This is a genomic window from Leptolyngbya sp. BL0902 (genome assembly GCF_016403105.1).
GTDB lineage: Bacteria > Cyanobacteriota > Cyanobacteriia > Phormidesmidales > Phormidesmidaceae > Nodosilinea.
Window position 1 is genome coordinate 3,010,498 of record NZ_CP046155.1, and the last position, 21,340, is coordinate 3,031,837.

Sequence of the window (21,340 nt, forward strand, 5' to 3'; positions counted from 1 at the left end):
AAAGATCACGAAATAGTGAAAGATTCTGAAAGTTGGAGTACACTTCAGCAGATTAAGGCCCCAGATTTGAGTCTGGCCAAAAGATTGAGCTTGATCAATCTGGCCCATTCCCTCGGCTAGGCCGTTGGCCACTGCCATCCCCAATCCTTGCCCTGGCCGCTAAAATCCTATAAACGCTGCCAGCTTGGCCAACACTGTTGAATTGGGATGCCATCCCCAGGACACACCATGAGCCCAGATAATCCCCTCAATACCGCCACCCTACTCCCCGAAACGGCCACCCCCGACGAAGCCGTTGGGGATATCCTTGAAGTGGCAACAATGGATCCAGATCGGGTGGTCAGCACCTATGCCGACACGCTGATGGCAGGGCTGTTTGGCGACCTAGATCGGCTGTTGGATGGGGATGAGGAGGCGCTCACGGCGGTGGAAGCAGAATTGAAAGCGCCTCCCAGCCCCAATGAGACTGCGATTGAGCCTTCTACCTCCCCAGACCTTGGCCCTGCGCTAGAGGGTGATCCCCCATCTCCCGCCGAGACCACCCTCGTTGCCCCGGCCACCGCACTAGCCCCCGTTACCGAGGTAATGGCCTCGGCGGCCCCGGCCACCGCGCCAAAAACAGCCCTGGGCCGATGGTTTGATCGACTGCTGCTGGCTTGCACGGCCCTTTCGCTGACCGGGGTGGTGGTGCTGTTGTGGCAGGGGCAACGCTCTGAACCCGCTAGCCCGTTGACTGAAGACAGCGCAGCAGCTCAGAGTGATGCCGAATTTTTGGCCTACCTCCAGCGCTCTTTGGATGTGATTGAACAGCAGGTTGCTCAGCAGGCTCAGACCGATACGGCTCCGCCCCCGACGCCTTGGCCCAATGCGGCCCTGCTGCCCCCCGTGGGCTTTCCCTCCCAAGGGCTGGACGCCAACATTCCAGGCCGCATCAACGTCATTGAGCGGGTCTACATTCCTTACCAAATGACGCCTCCGGCCCTGCCCGCTGATCCCTCGGCGATTCCACCTGCTTTGGGATCTCCCCCGACGGTGGGGGTTCAGCCTACTCCGCCTGTAGCCGCCCCCGCCCCTGGGGTGCCCATCCCGCCCCAGGCGGTTCTCCCCGGTGCTACCCATGTCCTCATCGGCGTGCTAGAACTGGGAGACCGATCCGCCGCGCTGTTTGATATCAACGGTGCATCCCAGCGGGTCTACATTGGTGAGCGCATTGGCAATGCGGGTTGGAGCTTGGTCTCTGTGTCGAACCAGGAAGCTGTGATTCGGCGCAATGGCGAGGTGCGGTCAATCTTTATCGGTCAGCAGTTCTAGGTCTGGTCTTCGGCTAACTCGGCATCCCAGCGCTGTTCCCCACGGATGCGGTCAGGGCAAGGTGTAAGATAACGAAGGCCATCGCTTCCCAGTTCTATGCTCACTATTGCACTGCCCAAGGGATCGCTCCTGGGCGATAGTATTCAACTCCTTCAGCAGGTTGGTCTAGACTTCAGCCTGTTTCAAGATAAGGCCAATCGCCAACTGCAAATTCTTGACCCCACCGGACGGGCCAGGGCGCTCTTGGTGCGGGCGCAGGATGTTCCAGTCTACGTGGAGTACGGTCAGGCCCATCTCGGCATAGTGGGCTACGATGTGCTGCGGGAAAAGCAACCCACCGTCGCCAACCTGGCGGATTTGGGATTCGGTGGCTGTCGGCTGTCTGTGGCTGTCAAGGCTGATAGTCCCTATCGATCCGCCTTAGATATTCCGGCCCACAGCCGCATTGCCTCCAAGTTTGTCCACAGTGCCCAAGACTATTTCCAAAGCATTGATCTGCCTGTGGATATTGTGCCCCTCTCCGGGTCGGTAGAGCTTGGCCCGATTACGGGCATGTCGGAGGCCATTGTGGATCTGGTTTCCACGGGCAAAACCCTGCGCGAAAACAACCTGGTGGAACTAGAGGTGCTCTACTACAGCACCGCCCGCCTGATTGCCCATCCCCTCAGCTATCGGGTTAACCCCTATGGCTTGGGAACGTTGATTGCTCAAATTCGGGAACAGCTTCCCTCCCTCGTGCCCTAGGCCAGCGACGCCCGTGGACGCCATCGGCCTAGGTAGATCAAGGATACAAAACGCCCCTGGGCCTAGAGGAGCCTAGTCTATCTCTAGCGGTGGCCGAGTTAGACAGGCAAGCTGTTCCTGAGGCCCTAGTTCATAATGTCGATGGCAGGATTAGCCTCCTGGTCGGTGGCCTCTAGCCCAGCCTGCTGACGCCGCAGGGCTTCTTGCTGGAGGGTACGGAAGTTGGCCGCTTCAGTGCTCATGCGGTTTTGATGAATCCGGCTAAAGTCGGACAGGCTCATTTCATTCATCAAGACTGCGCGATGGATGAGATCGAAGGGCGAATTGGTATTGCCGCCAAAGGGATTGTCACTGCTTTCGTTGGTGCCAAAGCCTGCACCGGGATTGACCACTGGCGGGGCCGTGGGATCGCTGGTAGCGGTAGATTGGGCCAAAACAGTCGGCGCTGTTAGGCCCAAAACGGTTAACAGGCCCACGCCAGCGGCCAGGGAATGTTGAATAGCCATAAAAGCCTCCTTAACACCATGGGTGTATCTACAGGACGAACCCAGTCCTGTCTCTGTTCCAAACTATAACAAATCTCCCCTGGGGCGAATCAGACCCCTGACAGCGGCCCCTAGCCCATCTAGGCCATGCGGCGGCGCAGGAGGGGTTGGATTAACCCTAGGGCCAATCCACAGAAAGCCACCAGCACCGCCAGGGCAATCCCCATCGAAACATCCCAAAAGGGCGTGTTCAGCACAGTGCTGCCCAGGCTCCAGTCAGGGTGGAGATAGATGTAGCGGATCGGCTCGATGGCGTAGGTCAACGGATTCAGGCTGGCGATCACCTGGAGCCAGGAGGGCATGAAATCTAGCGGTACCAGGGCGGTGCTGGAAAAGAGCAGGGGCAAATTGGTGACAAAAATCACCGCCAGCAGCTCAATATGACCTGGTAGGGCAAAGGTGAGACCCAGACTGAGGGCCGTGACGCCCAACACCAGGGTCATCACAATAAACAGCACCAGAACTAGGCCCAACCCTTGGGGCAATCCGGCTCCTAGGACAGCGCTGAGGGCCAAAATGGCAGCGGTTTGCACCAGGCTGAGAGCAGCAATGAAAATCGCCGAAGCCAGCACAATGGAGTAGCGGGAGGCCAAAGGAGCCACCAGGAAGCGGTTCAAAAAGCCAAATTCCCGGTCAAACATGACGGGCAATCCAGCATTGAGGGCACCGCCAAAGGCCGTAAAGACTAGGATGCCCGCCCCTAGGAATTGGCCGTAGTTGCGGCTTTCCCCAAACAGGCCAGCGGGTACGTTCTGGAACAACGCCCCAAATAGCACTAGCCAAATCAAGGGTTGAATCACCCCCGCCACCAGAGTCGAAGGCCGACGCTGAAGCTGGAGAAACAGGCGACGGGCCATGGCCAGGGTTTCCTGCACAAAGGCTCCAGAGAATAGGCCGGGATCGGCTTTGGCTTTGGCCTGACGGTCTTTCCAGGCTTGTAGATCATTGCTACCCAAGGGCTTGGAGCCATTGAGCGAGGGGGAACGGTTCGGTAAGGTGGTGCTCATGGTGTTTGCCTCTTAGCTTCCCTTCATCGCCTGTTTTTTTTCTTTTTTCAAATCTCGCTGCCCCACGGCGGCCAGTTCAGCATCCATTAGGGTGCGGCCCGTGGCGGCCAGATACACATCATCTAAACTAGGCCGCGATTGGGAAATGCCAAAAATCGGCAGTCCCGCTTTTTCGATGGTGGTTTGGACGGCCATCAGTGCCCCTGGATCCCGTTCTACCACAAGGTTTAGGGAATTGCCCTGGGCAGCATTGAGGATCACCCCCTGCACAAAGGGTAGATCCAGCAGCAGCGCCTTCACCTTCTCGGCCTCGTCATCGGGGGTAAACTCCCGCACCCGCAGGGTAATGCGATCTCCGCCTAATTTGTCCTTCAAATCGCTGGGGGAACCCGCTGCAATGACTTGGCCTTGGTCAATGATGGCCACCCGATCCGCCAGGGCGTCCACTTCTTCAAGGTAGTGGCTGGTGATTAACACCGTCGTCCCCGCCGCCCGGAGCTGGCGCAAAAAGTCCCACACGGCGGAACGGGTTTCGATGTCTAGGCCCACGGTGGGCTCGTCCAGCACCAGCACGTCAGGTTGATGCAAGAGCCCCAGGGCCAAATCCAACCGTTTCCGCAAACCGCCAGAATAGGTGCCCGTTTTGCGGTCGGCCCAGTCGCCGAGTTCCAGCAGGGCAATCATTTGGTCGATGCGCTGGCGGGCCACCCCCTTGGGCATGTGGTACAGGTCGGCTTGCAGTTGCAGCAGTTCGCGCCCGGTCAACACCTTATCGAGGGCGATTTCCTGGGCAATGTAGCCGAGTCGCTGGCGCACCCGGCGGGGCTGATCCACCACGGAAATGCCCATCACCTCCAGCCGTCCTTCGTCGGGGGTGGCCAGGGTGCAGAGGCAGCGAATGGTCGTGGTTTTTCCGGCCCCGTTCGGCCCCAGTAGGCCAAAAATTTCCCCCGGCTGAATGGATAGGGATACCCCTCGCACCGCCGGAACCGAGCCATAGGACTTTTTCAGATTTTCGATGGTAACAGCGGCATCCATGTCGCCTATCTCGCCCCAGAAACATCCGTTGATCAAGCGCACTGGCCCTAGGCCGTTGGTCATCGTCCGCGATTCGTCACAATCCCTTGAGACGCCCCAAGGTTTGTAACAATCTGTTGATAACCGTAAACCCATTGTACAGAACTCGCTGCTCCCAGGCAGAAATGCCCCTGCGGATCAGGTGTTATGGCTTTGGCCTATCAACGATTATCCGGTGGCCATGCTGCGTCGATATCTGCTAGCACCCTGGTCAGGTCTTGGCCGTCCACATAGTCTACCATGCCCGACCAAAAGGCCCCTGTGCCCACCGCACCGGGCATGAGATCAGACCCATCGAAGCGCAGCACGTCGGCATTCCGCAGAATCTCCGCCTGCTGACGGGTGAGGTCGTTGGGGTAGGCATCGAGGCTGACCTGGCGATGGGGGGAGAGGTAGCTGCCCAGTCCGGCCCAGATGGCGTGGGGTTCGGGGGTGGCGAGGTAGGCCATCAGGGCGCGGACGGCGGGGGTGTCATTAAATACGCCAAACAAAATACCGCCGATGATCACGGGTTGCCCTTGGGCCGGGTCGATGGGGGGCAGGGCAAAGACGCTGATGTCGCTATCAGGGTCTACCCGATCCGGCAGAAATTCCACAATAAAGCTGGCCTGACGGTGCAGATAGCAGCCCGGTGGGTTGTCAAACAACGGTCGGGGTGCTTCTCCAAAGGGCGTGCTGATGACCCCGGTGGTGCCGCCGAGGACGGCCTGAGGGTTGCGGGCAATCGCGCCAAATTCCTCAAAAGCGGCCTGCACCTGCGGATCCGAAAAAGGTATCTCATGGCTCACCCATTGGTCATACACCGCTGGCCCCGCCTGCCGCAGCAGAATATCCTCCACCCAGTCTGTCCCCACCCAGCCCGTGGCCTGTCCACTTTCTATCCCCAGGCACCAGGGTGTTCCCCCATCGGCGATGATGCGGTCGCTGAGGGCGGTCATCTCTGCCCAGGTTTCGGGAACGGTGTAGCCCTTAGCCGCAAAGGCTGTGGGGCTGTACCATACCAGGCTTTTCACATCCGCCCGCATCCATAGCCCATAAACGGCCTCATCCTGGCTGACCAAATTCAGCAAATACTCGTCGTAGGCGTCGGCCAAGGTGGCCCGGTCGATGAAATCCGTCAGCGGCACCATCTGCCCCGCTTCGGCAAAGTCCAGCATTAGTCCGGGCTGCGGGAACAGGGCAATATCCGGCGGGTTGCCCGAATCCACCCGCACCGGAACTAGGGTGGTAAAGGCGTCGGTGCCTTCGTAGATGACCTGCACCCCAGTGGCCTCAGTGAAGGGAGCCATGGCCTGCCGCAGTTTGTCTTCCCCCACCCCGGTGAGGGTGCCCAAAATGGTGATGGTGTCGCCCGGTTGCACCTCGGTACTCTGGGGCTGGCTCGGCGACGACTGACAGCCGAAGATCACCAAGCTCAGGGTCAAACACAACCCAATTCGGTACAAACGCTTTGCCATAGTCCCAGGGTGCTCACGAAATCACGGGGCTATGGTCAACTATCGCCCAATCTGGCCTAGATGGCTGCTTTTCAGTAAAAGCGTTACATCGTACAGCCTGAAGTTTCCCTCACCCCAAGCCCCTCTCCCGTGGGGAGAGGGGCTTTGAGTAGATCCGGCTCCCCTTCTCCCAAATTGGGAGAAGGGGCTGGGGGATGAGGGCCAACCTAGGCGTTTGACTCGCCAACCTCCCCCCTAAATTGCCTCCTCCGTTTGCGGATCAAACCAATGCAAGGCGGCGGTATTGGCTAGCAGTTCCACCGTGTCGCCTAGGGCCATCTCAGATCGCCGATCCACGCGGGCCATCAGGGTTTGGCCGTCCGCGAGAGTGAGATACAGAATTACCTCGTTACCCAGGCTTTCTCGGTGGTGGATGGTGCCTCGGAGGGGGCTGGTGGGGATGTCGGCGGGGCAAAAGCGAGGATCGTGGAGGTCTTCGGGGCGCAGGCCACCGATCACCCGCTGGCCGAGATAGCGTTGATAGGGCGTTGGCGACTGGAGCGGCGGCAGGGGCAAGGTGAGGGCGCTGGATTGAAACCAGATCTGATCGTCCCGGTTGATGAGGACGCCTTCGGCAAAATTCATGGCCGGACTGCCCATAAATCCGGCCACAAACTTATTTTTGGGGGTGCTGTAGATGGCCTGGGGCGTATCCACCTGTTGCAAGACGCCCTGGTTCAACACGGCGATGCGGGTGCCCATGGTCATGGCTTCTACCTGGTCGTGGGTGACGTAGATGACGGTGGTTCCCAGGTCTCGGTGGAGTTGGCTGATTTCGGCGCGGGCCTGCCCTCGCAGTTGGGCATCTAGGTTGGAGAGGGGTTCATCCATCAAAAACACCGCCGGATTGCGGACAATCGCCCGACATACCGCCACCCGCTGCCGTTGCCCGCCCGATAGTTCCTTCGGTTTGCGCTGGAGCAAGGTTTCTAGGCCCATCTGCTGCGCCGCCCGCTGCACCCGCTGCTGAATTTCGCCCCGGCTCAGCCCCTGCAATTCCAGGCTAAAGGCCATATTTTCGGCCACCGTCATGTGGGGATAGAGCGCATAGGACTGAAACACCATGGCGATGTCCCGGTCTTTGGAGGGCAGGGTATCCACGCTGCGGTCGCCAATGTAGAGATGGCCGCTGGTCGCCGTTTCTAGCCCCGCCAACAGCCGCAGCGTCGTCGTTTTGCCGCAGCCGGAAGGGCCAACGAAGACAAGAAATTCGCCGTCGTTCACGGTCATGTCCAACTCACGCAGGGCCACCCCATCGCCGTAGCGCTTGGTGACAGACTCAAACCTTACCGAGGCCATACGCTCAACCCTATCTCACGCAATCTGGGTGCCTTCATCCCTTTACCGAACCCGCCAGTAGCCCTCGCACAAAGTAGCGCTGGAGGGCAAAAAACACCAGCAGCGGCACGGTCATGGTAATAAAGGCTCCGGCGGTGAGCAGGTGCCAGTCTTGCCCCCGTGAGCCTACCAAATTCGTCAGGGCCAGGGTGAGCGGAGCCACGGTGGGGGTGCCGCCCAAAAACACCAGGGCCACCAGCAGATCATTCCACACCCAAAGGAACTGAAACACCGCAAAGGAGGCAATGGCAGGCATCGACAACGGCAGCACCACCCGCCGCAAAATCTGCCCGTGGGATGCGCCATCCACCGCCGCCGCTTCGATCAAATCCCTCGGCAAGGCCCGAATATAGTTGCACAGCAGGTAAATTCCCAGGGGCAAACTGTAGGCCGTATGGGCCAGCCAAATTCCGGCAAAGGTGCCCGTCAGGCCCAGGTCTCGGTAGGCCCGCAGCAGGGGGATGAAGGTCATCTGCAAGGGCACCACCAGCAGCGCCACAATCGCCAAAAAGAGCACCTGCCGACCGGGAAACTCCATCCAGGCCAGGGCATAGGCCGCCATGGTGGCCATGGCAATGGGAATCACCGTCGCCGGAATTGCTACCGTAAAACTGTTCAGCCACGCCTGCCCCATCCCCGCCGAAAATAGCACTGTGCGGTAGTTCTCCAGGCTGTATTGGGTGAACTCAAAGGGATGTTGCAACACCGTCCACCAGCCCGTAGAGAGCACATCATCGGGGGGGCGGATGGAGCTAATCAGCAATCCCAGGCTGGGCAGCGTCCATAGGAAAGCTAGGGTGAGGAGGGCAAGGTGGACGGGAGTGCGGGTGAGCCAGGAGGGCATGGGGAGTGGGGAGTCAGGGGGCGGGAGTGGGGAGTGGGGAGTGGGGAGGGGGGGGATGCATTCGCGGACAACATTTCATCGGGGCATCGTCCAATCACGGTTATTTGCCGCAATGCACCATCCAGGACTTAGCGAGGATTGGGTTGGCGAAATTCTCGAATGTTAGCGACCATCACTGGAATCACCGCCAGCAGCAGCAGCACGGCAATGGCGCTGCCTCGGCCATAGTGCCGGAAGCTGAACATTTCCTTGAACATCCGGCTAGCCAAGACTTCGGTGCCCTGGTTGCCCGCCGTCATCACGTAGACGATATCAAACACCTTCAGCACCAGCAAAATCGTCGTCGTCGCCACCACTAGAATCGTGGAGCGAATCATGGGTACGGTAATCCGCCAGAAAACTTGCAGCTCGCTGGCTCCGTCCATACGAGCTGCTTCCAGAATTTCGGACGGGATACCCTTTACCGCCGCCGACAGCAGCACCATACAAAAGCCCGTTTGCAGCCAAATCATAATTGCAATCAGGGCGAAGTTGTTGATGGATCGCTCCACCAGCCAGCCCACGGGTTCAAAGCCCAGCCACGTTACCACGCCGTTGAGCAAGCCAATCTGGGCGGATCCCGCTGGACGAAAGGCGTAGATGAATTTCCAAATCACGCTGGCCCCCACAAAGGAGATGGCCATGGGCAGAAAAATCAGCGTTTTGGGCACCACCTCGTAGCGCACTCGGTCGGCCAGCACCGCAATCAGCAGCCCCAGCCCGACGCTCGTCCCCGTTACCCCCACCAGCCACAGCAGGTTATTCCGCAGGGCGATGCCCATGCTTCTATCGGTCAGCAGCGCCAGGTAGTTGGCGAGTCCTACAAACGTTTGGGAACGGGCATCCAGCAGGCTGAGGTACACCGTTACTAGGGTGGGAATCACCAAATAGGCCACCAACAACAGCAGCGCCGGAGCCAGGTAGACCCAGGGCAAAATCTGTTTTTTTCGCCGCCCAGGGGCCAGCCGTTCTACTAGTGCATTTGCCCCTACCAACAGAGCCACAACGCCCCCGCAACCTAGGCCAATGGCCAGGATTGCCGTCAACAGCTTGGAGAGGAGAAGTTCCATGGCATTGTGCATTGGGGCAGCGGCGAACTTGGGATAGGCAGTCCGCTGCTACCCATCCCAAAAGCCTTCTCTTCATTGTGCCCTGACCCTTTCACCAGTGGATGAACCCGATTTTGGGTTTAGGTATTGGGCACCGCCCACCGTGGTCAAACGTCCTGATGTTTGTGGGCATTTTGGTGGATGTTCCACAGGTGCCCTGTCCTCAACCTTGTACTGCCATGTGGTCTCATCTTGCCGTCACGTTCAGTCTCTCGATGGTGTCCCTCGGATCTGGATGGCTGATGCCGGAGGTGCTTCCACAGCACATTGGCCTCGCTGCCACCACGCCCCAGACCAATCTAGTCGCCAGTATCCAGGGAACGTCCAGCACTCCAAGGTTCACCGTCACCTATCCCGACCACTGGTTCGAGTATTCCAACAACCAGCGGGACTACGTAATCATCTACAACCAACGAACTTCGGGTGCTTACCGTGAAACGGCCCCGCCCTACCTGATCAAGACCGACGCCTCGATCCAAAGTACCTCCCTCCGCGAGGCGCTTCAGGTTTACCGGGATCAGCCCGGTCGTGCCCGTCGCATCGAAGAAGTGGTGATCAACGGACGGCTGGCGGTGCGGGTGTGGGAAGACAGCGAGGGCTGGGCCTTTCCTAACGTCCTCATCACCTACATCCCCACGGGTGAAGCCGAAGTGTTTACCATCGCCAGCTACTACAGCCGCCAGAACCAGTACGCCGAAGCCGCCATCCTGCAAGTGCATGCCTCCGTTCAGTTGCGGTAGTGGTAGTCGTCTCGGTAGATGGCAAAGCCCCCGACGCCCTCACCCTAAATCCCTCTCCCCTGGAGAGAGGGACTTTGAAAGCATCCTGTCTAACTCCCCTCTCCTCGCGGGAGAGGGGCTGGGGGTGAGGGCTGGATCGCGGCAAAAGAGCGCGTTTGTGAGGTACTAAATCTACGGCAGCAGGCTGACCAATGGGGCCAGTTGTCCGGCCAGATGACCCGATAGCTGAGCCGTCCAGCTTTGGGTGATGGGCCAGCTATCCACCACCATCCCCGCCGAGAGCAGCATCATGTAGAGGATGGAATATTTGAACAGCCCCTTGGCCAAGTCTCGGTCGCTGGGGGCTTTCAGTAAGGCCCAGGCTTTTTGGATAAACTTGATCCCTAATCCCAGGGCCACCATGGCATAGACGGCCCCCGTTGCGCCGAGGGGATAGCTCATCATCAGGGTGAGGGGCACCAGAATTAGGGTGTAGTACCAAATCTGGCGAGCAGTGGCTTCGTCGCCGACGATCACAGGCATCATCGGCACGTTGACCTTAGCGTAGTCGTCTTGGATCAGCATAGCCAATCCCCAAAAGTGGGGCGGCGTCCAGATAAACACAATGAAGAAGAACAACCAGGCCGCAAGGCTGAGTTCTCCAGTGACAGCGGCCCAACCCACTAGGGGCGGAATTGCGCCAGCCGCGCCGCCAATCACAATGTTTTGGGGCGAAGACCGCTTCAGCCAGGTGGTGTAGACCCCTACATAAATCGCGATCCCCACCATGGACAGGCCCGCGCTGAGCAAGTTAGCCACCCACGCCTGAAGCCCGAAGGACAACGCCGCCAGAATGCCCGCAAACACCAGCGCATCCCGCACCTGAATCCGCCCAGAGGGGATGGGCCGATGGCGGGTGCGCTCCATGTCAAAGTCGATGTCGCGGTCATAGATGCAGTTAATCGTCTGGGCCGAAGCCGCCGCCAGAGTACCGCTCAGCAGTGTGGTCAACACCAGCCAAACATTCACTTCGCCATGGCCTGCCACCCACATCGCCGCCGCCGTTTCAATCAGCAACAGGGGAATAATCCGGGGCTTGGTGAGCTGCACATAGCTGCGGATCACGGATCCGATGGAATCATGGTGCCGGGTGGCCTCGTTCCAAGTCGTGGTTTGAGTCATGCAGAGGAAATCCTTCCGAAGGAATGGAGCTAGTTGAAGATGAAGACAAGAATCGGTCTAGGGCTGAGGAATTGGGCCATCGGGAGTGATTGCGTTGGCTGCCCTCTGTTCCCGCAAAGCTAGGGTGGTAAAGCAAACCAGGGTGCCTACCAAGGCCGCGCCGAGGGTGTGGTGAATCACGGTCAACGGTTCCACCTGGAGGTGAAGGCGGAAGGTGGCAATGCCCATCACCAGTTGAAACGCCAGCAGCATACTGGCCAAATTGCCCAACTGCCGCAGGGGATAGCTGAGGGCCGGGGTGCGCCACACCGCCTGGGTGAGGGCCAACACCGATACCGTGGCCGGGAGAATACCGATCAGGTGGCTATTCATCACCTGGCAGAGTTCGCCCAGACCAAAGCACTGGTGTGCAGCCCAGCGAGACCCCACCAGTCCGCCCAGTAGGCACTGACCATAGACCAGCACCGTGGCCCCCAGGCCCAGCCAGGGCAATCGTCCTACCGTTCCCGTGGGGGTGCAGCGCAGCAGACAGGTGCCGATCACCAGCATGGTGCTGAAAAACAGCAGGGCCGTCCCCAGGTGAGCGGTGACAATATCAAACCGCAGGAGCTGGGTCACGGTGAGCCCCCCCAGCACCCCCTGAAAGCCAATCAACGCCAGCGCCCCCACCGAGGCCCAGGGCAACCACCCCGGCACCTGCCGCCGATACCAAACACTCAGGGCCACCAGCCACAGGGTGCTGAGGCCAATCAGGGCGGCATCCAGCCGATGGAACCACTCCAAAAACACCTGAAGATTCATCTGACTCTGGGGCACCAGTTGGCCATAGCACAGGGGCCAATCAGGACAGGCTAACCCCGCATTCATCACCCGCGTGGCGCTGCCTACGGCCATTAGGGCCAGGGTGGCGAGGGCAAGTTTCCACACCAGCCGCCGAATACGGTCTGTGGGCTCTGCCGAGGTAGCCCGTTGCCAGCCAGGAAAGCGGCCATGCACCCCTGGGACGGAGGAAAGGGAAGAAAGGTTGGTTGCCATGGCGTTTGTTGCTATTGATCTAAACAAAAGTGTCTTAAATGGGGAAATTAGCTTGAAAATCAACTTCAGAAACCCATGGTGAGGCATCAAAATTGCGGTCTTAAGCTTTGCTTCATAAACCTGAGAGTAATGGCATCAGTTGTTAGGGTTTTCCCTCCTAGGGTCTTCGATCATTGGCTTCACCACCTTATCCATGCCCAGCCAACGCACTGCGTTGATTGCCTATCACTGTAGAGAGGACAACCCAAAAATCAACCCAGCTTTAGGAATTTCTTCGGAATTCGAGACACTTCCCCCCTGTCGCCGAGGCTTTTTTCCTCTCCCGGCTTAATAGTCCGTTACCTTTCGAGACATTCCGTATCCAGAGATACCAGACCTCCTTGCGCTGCTGGTTTCTCGCCTATCTAGGCGCATCTCAGCCCGCCCAGATTGCCGCAGATGCCAGGGAAGATGCCAGAATGACAGCGTTCCTTCCCCAACCTTGCCCATGTCCCAGACCATCACCCTCAACCTTGCTGATGGATCCATCCAGTTCAGCTTTTCCGCCGCCGCCGCCCAAGCCCTCAAGACCGATCTGGATAGTCTGATCACACAAATGAAAGCCGCCACCGCCGCCGGAACGCCCCGCCGTGCCCCCCTACCCTCCACAGAACACCGCCACAGCGGCGACGTGTTCCTAGAAGTCTTTTGTAACCCCAACCTTTGGCCCAGCCCCTTCGCCGCCAGGGTTCTCCTCACCCTGCGCGACGACCGCATCCGCCTCACCACCGAAACCGGGCTCTCCCAATTCTACGACGACCTCACCACCTACCTCGACCAAGTCACCTAATCGCCACCGGGGTCGCCTTCCTATCAATCGCCACTGGTCAAGCTAGAATCAGGGCATTTCCTGGGCTAGGCGTTCACCGAGAACGCTCCCAGATGCTCTAGATCTGTTATCTTTTGGCCATCCTCCGTGCCCATCCTCTGGATCTGATTTCTTCCTTCCATACCAATCAAGCTCCATAGCGAGGACAACATCATGACTCCCGACCCTGTGACCACCACGATTCAAAAGGGCTTCCGCGTCACCCTGGGCGCAACAGCCACCCTGCTGGAGGTTATCCAAGATCCCCAGTCCTCTAGTGAGCGCTTTTCAGCCCTGGGCAGCGATGTAAGCCGTCTAGCCGAAACCCTAGAGACCAAGGGCGAAGTCACCGAGCGAGAGGCCCGACAGTTTGTAGATGGGCTTCTCAGCCAACTGCCTACCCCCTTCTCGAATACACCGGGTACCCCGTCCACCGTTGATGCCGTGGCCACCCCCGTGGCTGACCCCGCCGTGCAAGATGACCTAGCGACCCTCACCCAAGAGCTGGCTGACCTGCGCCAAGCCATCGAGACTCTCAAAGCAGAAAACGCCTAGTCAGCTCGCTGGATCCATAGGATCCTAATCATCACGGCCTTGAAGCTGAATCTTGAGACGGATATCTTGCCGTCGATAGAAGCGTAAAACCCAGTGGTTCTGAGGATCTACTTTGCACTAAGGCTAGTCACAGTAGACCACCATGGTCTATAATCGTAGACTGTGCACATTTGCAGGCCCTATGAACGCAGAGGAAATCATCCGCTCAATTGAAGCGGAGCAGCTAAAGTCAGACCTGCCTGAGATTTACGTCGGCGACACCGTGCGCGTCGGCGTCCGTATCCAGGAGGGTGGAAAAGAGCGGATCCAGCCCTACGAAGGCACTATCATTGCCATGCGCAATGGTGGCATCAACCGTTCTATCACGGTTCGTAAAGTTTTCCAGGGCGTTGGTGTCGAGCGGGTTTTCTTGCTCCATGCCCCCAAACTGGCGGACATTAAAGTTTTGCGCCGAGGTAAGGCTCGCCGTGCTAAACTTTATTACCTGCGGGATCGAGTGGGTAAAGCCACCCGACTCAAGCAGCGATTTGACCGTCCAATCAAGTAAGCTGGATATAGACCTGCCATCCAGCCCTAGGTCACTGATTGGCGGCCCCATGCGTCCTTAGTTCAGTTGGTAGAACGCGGGTCTCCAAAACCCGATGTCGGGGGTTCGAGTCCTCCAGGGCGCGCTGAGTAACCCAAGTGGCAAGTGCCCAACGATCTGAATTTCAGACCTGTCTGAAACCTGATCTGCGGGCACTTCTACTGAGACCACTCTATGCCGTTAATCACGTTGGCTGACTGCTTCGGATGGCATTCCAGATCTGGCTAAACGTCCAGCAGGAGCTAGCACCAGTGGTAAAGAAAGACGCGGCAGTCGAAGCGAAGCGGAAGGGAACTCCGGCTATCGAAGCGGAAGGAACCTTCAGTGTCGGTAATTTTTTCAAGGGTACCAAGGAAGAGTTGAGCAAGGTTGTGTGGCCCAGTCGCCAACAACTGATCAGCGAATCGGCGGCGGTCATTCTGATGGTCAGTCTGTCCGCTACTCTGATTTACTTGGTTGATCGACTCTTTAGATGGGTTTCACAGCAGGTGTTTTAATGGCGTTGACCTCAAACGACTTTAACGACGATGCGTCCTCCTTCGATAATGATGGAGACGTTATTCGTGATGCAGATTCGGAGGGCGTAGGTGAGGCTGCGGGTCAGTCTCGAAATCGGGCCCGATGGTATGCCGTTCAGGTCGCTTCCGGTTGCGAAAAAAAGGTCAAAGCTAACCTAGAGCAGCGCCGCCAAACCCTGGAGGGAGCTGATCACATTCTCAAGATTGAGATCCCCCAAACGCCCATTCGCAAGCTGAAAAAAGATGGTAGTCATCAAGCCCTAGAGGAGAAAGTCTTTCCGGGCTATGTGCTTCTGCAAATTCGGCAAAAGTGGGATGATCTCATCAAGGAATGGAAAGTGCCGGAGGATGCTTGGCTGGTGGTCAAAAACACCCCCCACGTCATTAACTTCGTGGGTGCTGAGCAGCGACGGGCCTATGGCCGAGGCCGAGGCCACGTTAAGCCCATGCCCTTGAGTGAAGGCGAAGTCAAGCGGATCTTCAAACGCACCGAGGAGCAGAAGCCCGTCATCAAAATTGACATGGCTCCTGGCGATAAGATCACCGTCCTTTCTGGCCCCTTCAAGGACTTTGAGGGTGAGGTGGTGGAAGTTAGCCCTGAACGGAGCAAGCTGAAAGCCTTGCTGTCTATTTTTGGGCGCGATACTCCGGTGGAACTGGAGTTTAATCAAGTGGAAAAAGAGAGTTAATCGATGGCTAAAAAAGTTGTTGCGTTGATTAAGCTAGCCATCCCGGCTGGCAAAGCTAACCCTGCTCCCCCGATTGGCCCCGCCCTGGGTCAGCACGGGGTCAACATCATGGCGTTCTGTAAAGAATACAACGCCAGAACCCAGGACAAAGTGGGTCTTGTGGTGCCTGTTGAAATTTCGGTCTTTGAAGATCGGAGTTTTACGTTCATCCTCAAAACCCCCCCCGCTTCGGTGTTGATCAAGAAAGCAGCTGGAATTGAGCGGGGTTCTGGCGAGCCTCGTACCAAGAAAGTGGGCTCCATCAGCCGTGCTCAACTGCGGGAAATTGCTGAAACCAAACTGCCTGACCTCAACGCCAACGACGTTGAAGCGGCGATGAGAATTGTGGAAGGCACCGCCCGGAACATGGGCGTTACCGTAGCCGACTAAGGATCTGACTCAAGCGATAGACCCCGATGGATATCATCGAGTTTGAGGGCTATCGACCGTTCCAATTTTTGTCATTTATTACGGGGGAGAAGGTCGTCTTCGCCAGCACCCCAAGGAGTAAACCATGTCTAAAGTGTCTAAGCGTCTCCGAGACGCCCGCGCCAAAGTTGAAGATCGACTGTACGATCCCCTTGAGGCCCTAGAACTGCTGAAGGAAACGGCCACGGCTAAGTTTACGGAGTCTGTGGAAGCTCATATCCGTCTGGGGATTGATCCGAAGTACACCGACCAACAACTGCGAACCACGGTGATTCTGCCCAAGGGCACCGGGCAAACCATTCGGGTTGCGGTCATTGCTAAGGGCGAAAAAGTAGCCGAAGCAACCGCTGCCGGGGCCGATATCGTCGGTTCTGAGGATCTGATTGAAGACATCCAAAAGGGCATGATGGACTTTGATGTCCTGATTGCGACCCCCGACGTGATGCCCCAAGTAGCCAAACTAGGTCGGCAACTCGGCCCCCGTGGCCTGATGCCCTCTCCTAAGGGCGGTACTGTCACCTTTGACCTACCCCAGGCCATCACCGAATTTAAAGCCGGGAAACTAGAATTCCGGGCTGACAAAACGGGCATCGTCCATGTTATGTTTGGAAAGGCCGATTTCAGCGCTGAGGATCTGATGGTCAATCTCAAGGCACTTCAGGAGTGCATTGACCGCAACCGTCCCTCCGGTGCTAAGGGTCGCTACTGGCGCACGGTCGCTATCGCCTCCACCATGGGTCCGTCCATTCGGTTGGATGTTAGCGCTCTGCGAGACTATAAGCTACCTGAAGCCGCTTAGTCTCTGCCAGCGTCGAAGTTTCAAATTTTCACGAAGGAGCCGCAATTGCCCTAACTCCCACAACTGCATAGACGACCGTAGACAGCAGGTGCATCCTTCCTGCATAAATCCTGCCGAGGTTGACGTTGCGATAGAGGTTTCCAGGCCAAAACTGGAAACGGCTAATCGTGAGTCTGCCCCGGCAAACTGGTCGGGGCTTTGTTTTGGGAAAAATCGGGACATCAACAACAACGGCCATCTGCCCGTGAGCACTCAGTTTTCTATCCCCGATGTAAAGGAGGTGAGATTGATATGGGGAGAACCCTAGCAAACAAAAAAGAGATTGTGGGCGAAATTCAGGACTTACTGAAGGAAGCTCAACTCGCCTTTGTAATTGACTACAAGGGTCTGACCGTTGCTGAAATTACAAACCTGCGGAACCGCTTGCGGCCCAAGGGTGCGGTGTGCAAAGTCACCAAAAATACCCTGATGCGGATTGCCGTGGAGGGAGACAGCAACTGGGAAGCCATGACTGAATTCCTCAGTGATTCGTCAGCCTTTGTGCTGGTGAAGGAGGATCTCAGCGGCGCAATCAAGGAATACCAAGCCTTCCAGAAGGAATCCAAGAAAACCACCCTGCGCGGTGGGGTCATGGAGGGTCAGGCGCTGACCGAAGATCAGGTAAAAGCGATCACGGAACTGCCGACCAAGGAGCAACTGATGGCCCGATTGGCTGGAGCCATCAATGCCATGCCGACCCGTCTGGCGGTGGGTGTCAAGGCGGTACCGACCAAACTGGCGGTGGGTATCAACGAAGTTCCGGCTTCGCTATCCCGTGCCATCAAGGCGGTCTCCGAACAGGGCCAAGACGCGGCCTAAATTCCCTAGTTTGCTTCAGTTTGGTCGAACGTCTGACAACCCAATGTCTTACGACCAAACGTCTGACAACCAAGTTTGTTTTTTGTACACAGGAGTTAAGTTTTAACGATGTCTGCCAAAACCGATGAAATTCTCGAACAGCTAAAATCTCTGTCTCTGCTGGAAGCTTCTGAACTGGTCAAGCAAATTGAAGAAGCCTTCGGTGTGGATGCCTCTGCTTCCGCTGGCGGCGGCATGATGATGATGGCCCCCGGCATGATGGGCGGCGGTGCTGGTGCCGCTGCGGCTGAGCCCGAAGAAGAGAAGACCGAATTCGACGTGATTCTCGAAGACGTGCCCGCTGACAAGAAGATCGCCATCCTGAAAGTGGTGCGCGGCCTAACCGGGCTGGGCCTGAAAGAAGCCAAGGAGATGGTGGAAGCCGCTCCCAAGGCTGTTAAGGAAGGCGTGACCAAGGATGATGCCGAAGCCGCCAAGAAAGAACTTGAGGAAGCTGGCGCTAAAGTTACCGTTAAGTAAGTTTAGCCCCGTGCTAGCCCCTTGAGGGTTGAAGAGCCTCCTATCGCGGTGGGGGGCTTTTTTGTGGGCTATGGAGGGCTTTTGTCTGATCCCACCTTGACGATCTGGGGCTAGGCCCGCTAGCGTGAAGGTGAATTCCATAGGTCAAGAGCGTACTGTTGGCGCTAGGAATCTGCTATCTGGAGCATTTAGCCTCGAAGCCCTAGCGCTAGATGCCCTATGGGTATGCCAAAACCCTCGACGTATTCCTTCAAGGAGGCCGTGATGGCACAACACCTAAAGCGCTGGGAGTCTGTCGGCCTGGGCGCAATGACAAAGGGCGGGGCGGCTCGGCTCGGCAGCGGCAGATCCGCAAACGTAGCCAAGGGCTGCGACACCGACTTCGCGCTGGGGGCTCATCCCAGCCCAACTCCAATCACCACCACGCAGGGGAGGGCCAAGGCTCTCCCCTTTTTAATGCGTCGGGTATCCCCACCTTTGGGGATGGGCTAGGGGATGGGGGCGGGGTTGATGCCTAGCCCTAGCCTTAGGGGGGTGTATGGCTGAGCAAATGCATCCTATGCCCTAAACTTACGGCACGACTAGACTGCGATTTTAGTGGCTCTGGGCCGTTGTTTAACAGGGCAATACCGCTCTGGTTTGTTCGGTTCGCGCCATGACGAAATGGAACTCGGTTGCTACCATAGGCGTCAACGGACGCTGGATCAGATGTTGATCAACCCTTGGCCGAAATCCGTATCGCTGCCTGGGAGGGCCTAGACCGGGTGAGGGGTTGGCCACCGTCACCAAGGCTCCTTGCCCGTCCCGTCGTTCCGCTACCTCAGAAATCGTCCTATGGTGAATCCATCTGCCCTTGGTGTTGCGTTTTTGGTGTTGCTGGCCACCACCACCATGGTGGGATCCTCATCACCCAGTCGCCAAAGTTTTCAAGTGGCCCATCCTTCCCTGGGCACTCTTCCCCTAGAGGAATCGGTGGAAGCTATGCTCGGCGCGTACCAATCTCAAACCAACACCATCAGCCTCGACCAAGACGGTTTAGACCGAGCCCAGCGGCTGACGGTGCAGGTGCCACGGGGTGTTACCTTTCAAGGCCGATTGCTCATTAACGGCGAAGTAAGCCAGTCCTTACAGGGGGATGGCATCACCCTCGACCTGCGCGATTTTCTCTCCCTGGGGCTAACAGAAATCACGCTGGAGGGCACCTACACCCCCCCAGACAGCGCAATTATGATTGCCTTTGAAAACCCAGAGACCACCGTGCGGCAGCAGGTAGGACAGCAGGGCCTTGTGCGCTACCACATTCAGTTTCGGGTCGATTAGAGTTAACCCCTCAGTCTCCGTCCTTCGTCGAGCGGCTAGGACGGGGTAGGGTAAGCCTCCTGCCTGCCACAAAGACCACCCCGCTAGCGGGGTTACGTCGGGCTGGCTATCTGCCGATAGTTCTGTGCTAGAGCCATTTGTGGCAGGGTCATTTGCGCTAGGATCGAAATCACACTGTCCTTAAAGAGGAGAAGAACAAGCTTGCCTACCCTAGGAGTCAATATTGATCATGTGGCCACAGTTCGCCAAGCCCGACGCACCGTAGAACCCGACCCAGTGGCGGCGGCGGTGCTGGCGGAACTGGCGGGAGCTGACGGTATTACCGTCCACCTGCGGGAGGATCGCCGCCATATGCAGGATCGGGATGTGCGACTGCTGCGCCAGACGGTGCGCACCCACCTGAACCTAGAAATGGCCGCCACCGATGAGATGGTCGCCATTGCGCTGGATATCAAACCTGACTACGTCACCCTGGTTCCGGAACGGCGGGAGGAAGTAACCACGGAGGGTGGCTTGGATGTCGCGGGGCAGGTAGACCGCATGGCTCAGGTTGTAGACGCCCTGCAAGCGGCCAATATTCCCGTGAGCCTGTTCATTGATGCCGATGCTTCCCAGATCCAGGCTTCGGCCCAAGTGAAGGCTAAGTTTATTGAACTCCATACAGGCCCCTATGCCGAAGCCCACGGAGAAGCCGAGGTAGCCGAGCAATTAGCCATCCTTCAGCGCGGGACAGCCCAGGCGATAGATTTGGGGCTGCGGGTCAATGCGGGCCATGGTCTGACCTACTGGAACACCTACGCCGTAGCCTGTATCCCTGGCATGGAAGAACTCAACATCGGCCACAGCATCATCAGTCGGGCGGTGCTGGTGGGCCTAGAGCGAGCAGTGCGAGAGATGAAGCAAGTCATTTACGGCGTTCCCCTCAGCCTCTAAAGGCCCAGTTCCCGCGTGGGTGATGCGGTGGCCATGGTTTTTCGCCTGTCTGGGGCTGGGCTAAGGCTAAAATGTGATGGGGCTGGGGGACGCTTTCCCCTGGGCAAACCACGGTGCCCGCCAATCTTTAGGATGGATTGGATGGCTTGATGGTGTCCGATGCCGCCGTGCTCAATGCCGCCGTGCTCGATGCAGCGTCAATGCTATTCCTCTTAATTCCTGCTACGAAAGACTCACTGCTAGAGAACTTTAGGAGAACCCGATGACAACCTACTACTACGCCGTCGCCAGCGAAAAATTTTTGCTAGAGGAAGAACCCTTTGAAGAGGTGCTGAAGGAGCGTCGCCGCTATTATCAAGAACAGGAGCAAGACCTGGATTTTTGGCTGGTCAAGGCTCCGGCCTTTTTGGATGCGCCCGAACTGGCTTCGGTAAAGGCGAGCTGTCCTCAGCCTGCTGTGGCGGTGGTGTCTACGAACAAAACCTTCATTACCTGGCTCAAGCTGCGCCTAGAATACATCGCCACGGGCGACTTTGAAGCGCCCTCGGCAACGATTCCCGATCCTCTGGCTTCGGCCACGGCAATCTCGGCCTAGAACGCCTGTGGGGCTAAGGTTGCTATCCCGGCCTTGGCCCCTGGTTCACCCTCCGCTGTCGATGCATCGCCCCACCAATCCATGGTTCAGTCGATTGGCGACCTCCTTGGTCTAGCCAAGGAATCGGTGCCCTGGCGATCAACAACGTTACGACCTCTCTCATCTGCGGTCGAAAGGAACGGGATTGGGCTAGAATCGCTGGCAGGT

24 protein-coding genes, 1 tRNA gene and 1 other annotated feature are annotated in these 21,340 nt (G+C 57.7%); of the genes, 16 read left to right on the top strand and 9 right to left on the bottom strand.

Features of this window, described 5'->3' with window-relative positions; translation table 11 throughout:
* The first annotated feature begins 228 nt into the window (after positions 1-228).
* Positions 229-1,311, top strand: a complete 1,083-nt coding sequence (locus tag GFS31_RS13210) for a hypothetical protein (protein WP_198805258.1) — start codon at positions 229-231, stop codon at positions 1,309-1,311.
* A 96-nt stretch (positions 1,312-1,407) separates the two neighbouring features.
* The gene (gene hisG / locus GFS31_RS13215) at positions 1,408-2,055 is read left to right on the top strand and encodes an ATP phosphoribosyltransferase (RefSeq protein WP_198805259.1); all 648 of its coding nucleotides are present in this window, start codon (positions 1,408-1,410) and stop codon (positions 2,053-2,055) included.
* A 125-nt stretch (positions 2,056-2,180) separates the two neighbouring features.
* Here the strand turns inward: hisG and GFS31_RS13220 are convergent, their stop codons facing one another.
* From GFS31_RS13220 to GFS31_RS13250, 7 genes are all read right to left on the bottom strand, one after another.
* Positions 2,181-2,561: a hypothetical protein gene (locus GFS31_RS13220; protein WP_198805260.1), complete on the bottom strand. Its 381-nt coding sequence runs from the start codon at positions 2,559-2,561 to the stop codon at positions 2,181-2,183.
* Between the two features lie 119 nt (positions 2,562-2,680).
* Positions 2,681-3,607, bottom strand: coding sequence for an ABC transporter permease (locus tag GFS31_RS13225; protein ID WP_198805261.1), 927 nt, complete (start codon positions 3,605-3,607; stop codon positions 2,681-2,683).
* A 12-nt stretch (positions 3,608-3,619) separates the two neighbouring features.
* A complete protein-coding gene (locus GFS31_RS13230) occupies positions 3,620-4,645 on the bottom strand; it encodes an ATP-binding cassette domain-containing protein (protein ID WP_198805262.1) in 1,026 nt (341 codons plus the stop codon).
* 200 nt (positions 4,646-4,845) lie between these two features.
* Positions 4,846-6,141 carry an ABC transporter substrate-binding protein gene (locus GFS31_RS13235; RefSeq protein ID WP_198805263.1) on the bottom strand — a complete coding sequence of 432 codons (1,296 nt, stop codon included), beginning with the start codon at positions 6,139-6,141 and terminating at the stop codon, positions 4,846-4,848.
* Between the two features lie 234 nt (positions 6,142-6,375).
* On the bottom strand, positions 6,376-7,479 hold the full coding sequence (locus GFS31_RS13240; RefSeq protein ID WP_198805264.1) for an ABC transporter ATP-binding protein: 1,104 nt from the start codon (positions 7,477-7,479) through the stop codon (positions 6,376-6,378).
* Between the two features lie 34 nt (positions 7,480-7,513).
* On the bottom strand, positions 7,514-8,362 hold the full coding sequence (locus tag GFS31_RS13245) for a carbohydrate ABC transporter permease (RefSeq protein WP_198805265.1): 849 nt from the start codon (positions 8,360-8,362) through the stop codon (positions 7,514-7,516).
* Between the two features lie 128 nt (positions 8,363-8,490).
* Entirely contained in the window at positions 8,491-9,471 is a 981-nt protein-coding gene (locus GFS31_RS13250; RefSeq protein WP_198805266.1) for a carbohydrate ABC transporter permease, read from the bottom strand.
* A gap of 218 nt (positions 9,472-9,689) precedes the next feature.
* Here GFS31_RS13250 and GFS31_RS13255 point away from each other — a divergent pair, with 218 nt between their 5' ends.
* Complete coding sequence (locus tag GFS31_RS13255; protein WP_198805267.1) at positions 9,690-10,250, top strand: hypothetical protein; 561 nt, start codon at positions 9,690-9,692, stop codon at positions 10,248-10,250.
* A gap of 171 nt (positions 10,251-10,421) precedes the next feature.
* Here the strand turns inward: GFS31_RS13255 and GFS31_RS13260 are convergent, their stop codons facing one another.
* Together GFS31_RS13260 and GFS31_RS13265 are read right to left on the bottom strand one after the other, a co-directional pair.
* The gene (locus tag GFS31_RS13260; protein WP_198805268.1) at positions 10,422-11,411 is read right to left on the bottom strand and encodes a heme o synthase; all 990 of its coding nucleotides are present in this window, start codon (positions 11,409-11,411) and stop codon (positions 10,422-10,424) included.
* Positions 11,412-11,468: 57 nt separating this feature from the next.
* The gene (locus GFS31_RS13265; protein ID WP_198805269.1) at positions 11,469-12,446 is read right to left on the bottom strand and encodes a COX15/CtaA family protein; all 978 of its coding nucleotides are present in this window, start codon (positions 12,444-12,446) and stop codon (positions 11,469-11,471) included.
* A 487-nt stretch (positions 12,447-12,933) separates the two neighbouring features.
* On the opposite strand from GFS31_RS13265, the gene GFS31_RS13270 reads away from it, so the two are divergent.
* From GFS31_RS13270 to GFS31_RS13330, 13 genes are all read left to right on the top strand, one after another.
* Positions 12,934-13,275 (top strand): hypothetical protein, encoded by a 342-nt coding sequence (locus GFS31_RS13270; protein ID WP_198805270.1) that lies wholly within the window; start codon positions 12,934-12,936, stop codon positions 13,273-13,275.
* A gap of 192 nt (positions 13,276-13,467) precedes the next feature.
* Positions 13,468-13,848: a hypothetical protein gene (locus tag GFS31_RS13275; protein ID WP_198805271.1), complete on the top strand. Its 381-nt coding sequence runs from the start codon at positions 13,468-13,470 to the stop codon at positions 13,846-13,848.
* Positions 13,849-14,029: 181 nt separating this feature from the next.
* A complete protein-coding gene (gene rplS, locus GFS31_RS13280) occupies positions 14,030-14,395 on the top strand; it encodes a 50S ribosomal protein L19 (protein ID WP_198805272.1) in 366 nt (121 codons plus the stop codon).
* A 51-nt stretch (positions 14,396-14,446) separates the two neighbouring features.
* Positions 14,447-14,519, top strand: a tRNA-Trp gene (locus GFS31_RS13285).
* 166 nt (positions 14,520-14,685) lie between these two features.
* Positions 14,686-14,931, top strand: coding sequence for a preprotein translocase subunit SecE (gene secE / locus GFS31_RS13290; protein ID WP_225907686.1), 246 nt, complete (start codon positions 14,686-14,688; stop codon positions 14,929-14,931).
* Positions 14,931-15,641: a transcription termination/antitermination protein NusG gene (gene nusG / locus GFS31_RS13295; protein WP_198805274.1), complete on the top strand. Its 711-nt coding sequence runs from the start codon at positions 14,931-14,933 to the stop codon at positions 15,639-15,641. Before secE ends, nusG begins: the two co-directional genes overlap by 1 nt.
* Before the next feature lie 3 nt (positions 15,642-15,644).
* Positions 15,645-16,070 carry a 50S ribosomal protein L11 gene (rplK, locus tag GFS31_RS13300; RefSeq protein ID WP_198805275.1) on the top strand — a complete coding sequence of 142 codons (426 nt, stop codon included), beginning with the start codon at positions 15,645-15,647 and terminating at the stop codon, positions 16,068-16,070.
* A 124-nt stretch (positions 16,071-16,194) separates the two neighbouring features.
* A complete protein-coding gene (gene rplA, locus GFS31_RS13305; protein ID WP_198805276.1) occupies positions 16,195-16,908 on the top strand; it encodes a 50S ribosomal protein L1 in 714 nt (237 codons plus the stop codon).
* A 57-nt stretch (positions 16,909-16,965) separates the two neighbouring features.
* Positions 16,966-17,120: a sequence feature (ribosomal protein L10 leader region), on the top strand.
* 79 nt (positions 17,121-17,199) lie between these two features.
* Positions 17,200-17,766 carry a 50S ribosomal protein L10 gene (gene rplJ / locus GFS31_RS13310; RefSeq protein ID WP_198805277.1) on the top strand — a complete coding sequence of 189 codons (567 nt, stop codon included), beginning with the start codon at positions 17,200-17,202 and terminating at the stop codon, positions 17,764-17,766.
* 108 nt (positions 17,767-17,874) lie between these two features.
* Complete coding sequence (gene rplL, locus GFS31_RS13315; protein WP_190492136.1) at positions 17,875-18,285, top strand: 50S ribosomal protein L7/L12; 411 nt, start codon at positions 17,875-17,877, stop codon at positions 18,283-18,285.
* Positions 18,286-19,119: 834 nt separating this feature from the next.
* The gene (locus GFS31_RS13320; protein ID WP_198805278.1) at positions 19,120-19,605 is read left to right on the top strand and encodes a hypothetical protein; all 486 of its coding nucleotides are present in this window, start codon (positions 19,120-19,122) and stop codon (positions 19,603-19,605) included.
* Positions 19,606-19,806: 201 nt separating this feature from the next.
* On the top strand, positions 19,807-20,538 hold the full coding sequence (locus GFS31_RS13325) for a pyridoxine 5'-phosphate synthase (protein ID WP_198805279.1): 732 nt from the start codon (positions 19,807-19,809) through the stop codon (positions 20,536-20,538).
* 262 nt (positions 20,539-20,800) lie between these two features.
* Positions 20,801-21,133: an MgPME-cyclase complex family protein gene (locus GFS31_RS13330; protein ID WP_198805280.1), complete on the top strand. Its 333-nt coding sequence runs from the start codon at positions 20,801-20,803 to the stop codon at positions 21,131-21,133.
* Positions 21,134-21,340 lie beyond the last annotated feature (207 nt).

What these genes read in the sequence shown, in the direction of transcription:
- GFS31_RS13240 (WP_198805264.1), bottom strand. Translation starts at nt 7,479, where the DNA reads ATGGCCTCGGTAAGGTTTGAGTCTGTCACCAAGCGCTACGGCGATGGG.
- GFS31_RS13275 (WP_198805271.1), top strand. Translation starts at nt 13,468, where the DNA reads ATGACTCCCGACCCTGTGACCACCACGATTCAAAAGGGCTTCCGCGTC.
- GFS31_RS13320 (WP_198805278.1), top strand. Translation starts at nt 19,120, where the DNA reads ATGGTGAATCCATCTGCCCTTGGTGTTGCGTTTTTGGTGTTGCTGGCC.
- GFS31_RS13235 (WP_198805263.1), bottom strand. Translation starts at nt 6,141, where the DNA reads ATGGCAAAGCGTTTGTACCGAATTGGGTTGTGTTTGACCCTGAGCTTG.
- GFS31_RS13265 (WP_198805269.1), bottom strand. Translation starts at nt 12,446, where the DNA reads ATGGCAACCAACCTTTCTTCCCTTTCCTCCGTCCCAGGGGTGCATGGC.
- GFS31_RS13250 (WP_198805266.1), bottom strand. Translation starts at nt 9,471, where the DNA reads ATGGAACTTCTCCTCTCCAAGCTGTTGACGGCAATCCTGGCCATTGGC.
- rplJ (WP_198805277.1), top strand. Translation starts at nt 17,200, where the DNA reads ATGGGGAGAACCCTAGCAAACAAAAAAGAGATTGTGGGCGAAATTCAG.
- GFS31_RS13230 (WP_198805262.1), bottom strand. Translation starts at nt 4,645, where the DNA reads ATGGATGCCGCTGTTACCATCGAAAATCTGAAAAAGTCCTATGGCTCG.
- nusG (WP_198805274.1), top strand. Translation starts at nt 14,931, where the DNA reads ATGGCGTTGACCTCAAACGACTTTAACGACGATGCGTCCTCCTTCGAT.
- GFS31_RS13210 (WP_198805258.1), top strand. Translation starts at nt 229, where the DNA reads ATGAGCCCAGATAATCCCCTCAATACCGCCACCCTACTCCCCGAAACG.
- rplK (WP_198805275.1), top strand. Translation starts at nt 15,645, where the DNA reads ATGGCTAAAAAAGTTGTTGCGTTGATTAAGCTAGCCATCCCGGCTGGC.
- rplS (WP_198805272.1), top strand. Translation starts at nt 14,030, where the DNA reads ATGAACGCAGAGGAAATCATCCGCTCAATTGAAGCGGAGCAGCTAAAG.
- GFS31_RS13220 (WP_198805260.1), bottom strand. Translation starts at nt 2,561, where the DNA reads ATGGCTATTCAACATTCCCTGGCCGCTGGCGTGGGCCTGTTAACCGTT.
- rplL (WP_190492136.1), top strand. Translation starts at nt 17,875, where the DNA reads ATGTCTGCCAAAACCGATGAAATTCTCGAACAGCTAAAATCTCTGTCT.
- hisG (WP_198805259.1), top strand. Translation starts at nt 1,408, where the DNA reads ATGCTCACTATTGCACTGCCCAAGGGATCGCTCCTGGGCGATAGTATT.
- GFS31_RS13225 (WP_198805261.1), bottom strand. Translation starts at nt 3,607, where the DNA reads ATGAGCACCACCTTACCGAACCGTTCCCCCTCGCTCAATGGCTCCAAG.
- GFS31_RS13245 (WP_198805265.1), bottom strand. Translation starts at nt 8,362, where the DNA reads ATGCCCTCCTGGCTCACCCGCACTCCCGTCCACCTTGCCCTCCTCACC.
- GFS31_RS13330 (WP_198805280.1), top strand. Translation starts at nt 20,801, where the DNA reads ATGACAACCTACTACTACGCCGTCGCCAGCGAAAAATTTTTGCTAGAG.
- GFS31_RS13260 (WP_198805268.1), bottom strand. Translation starts at nt 11,411, where the DNA reads ATGACTCAAACCACGACTTGGAACGAGGCCACCCGGCACCATGATTCC.
- GFS31_RS13255 (WP_198805267.1), top strand. Translation starts at nt 9,690, where the DNA reads ATGTGGTCTCATCTTGCCGTCACGTTCAGTCTCTCGATGGTGTCCCTC.
- rplA (WP_198805276.1), top strand. Translation starts at nt 16,195, where the DNA reads ATGTCTAAAGTGTCTAAGCGTCTCCGAGACGCCCGCGCCAAAGTTGAA.
- GFS31_RS13270 (WP_198805270.1), top strand. Translation starts at nt 12,934, where the DNA reads ATGTCCCAGACCATCACCCTCAACCTTGCTGATGGATCCATCCAGTTC.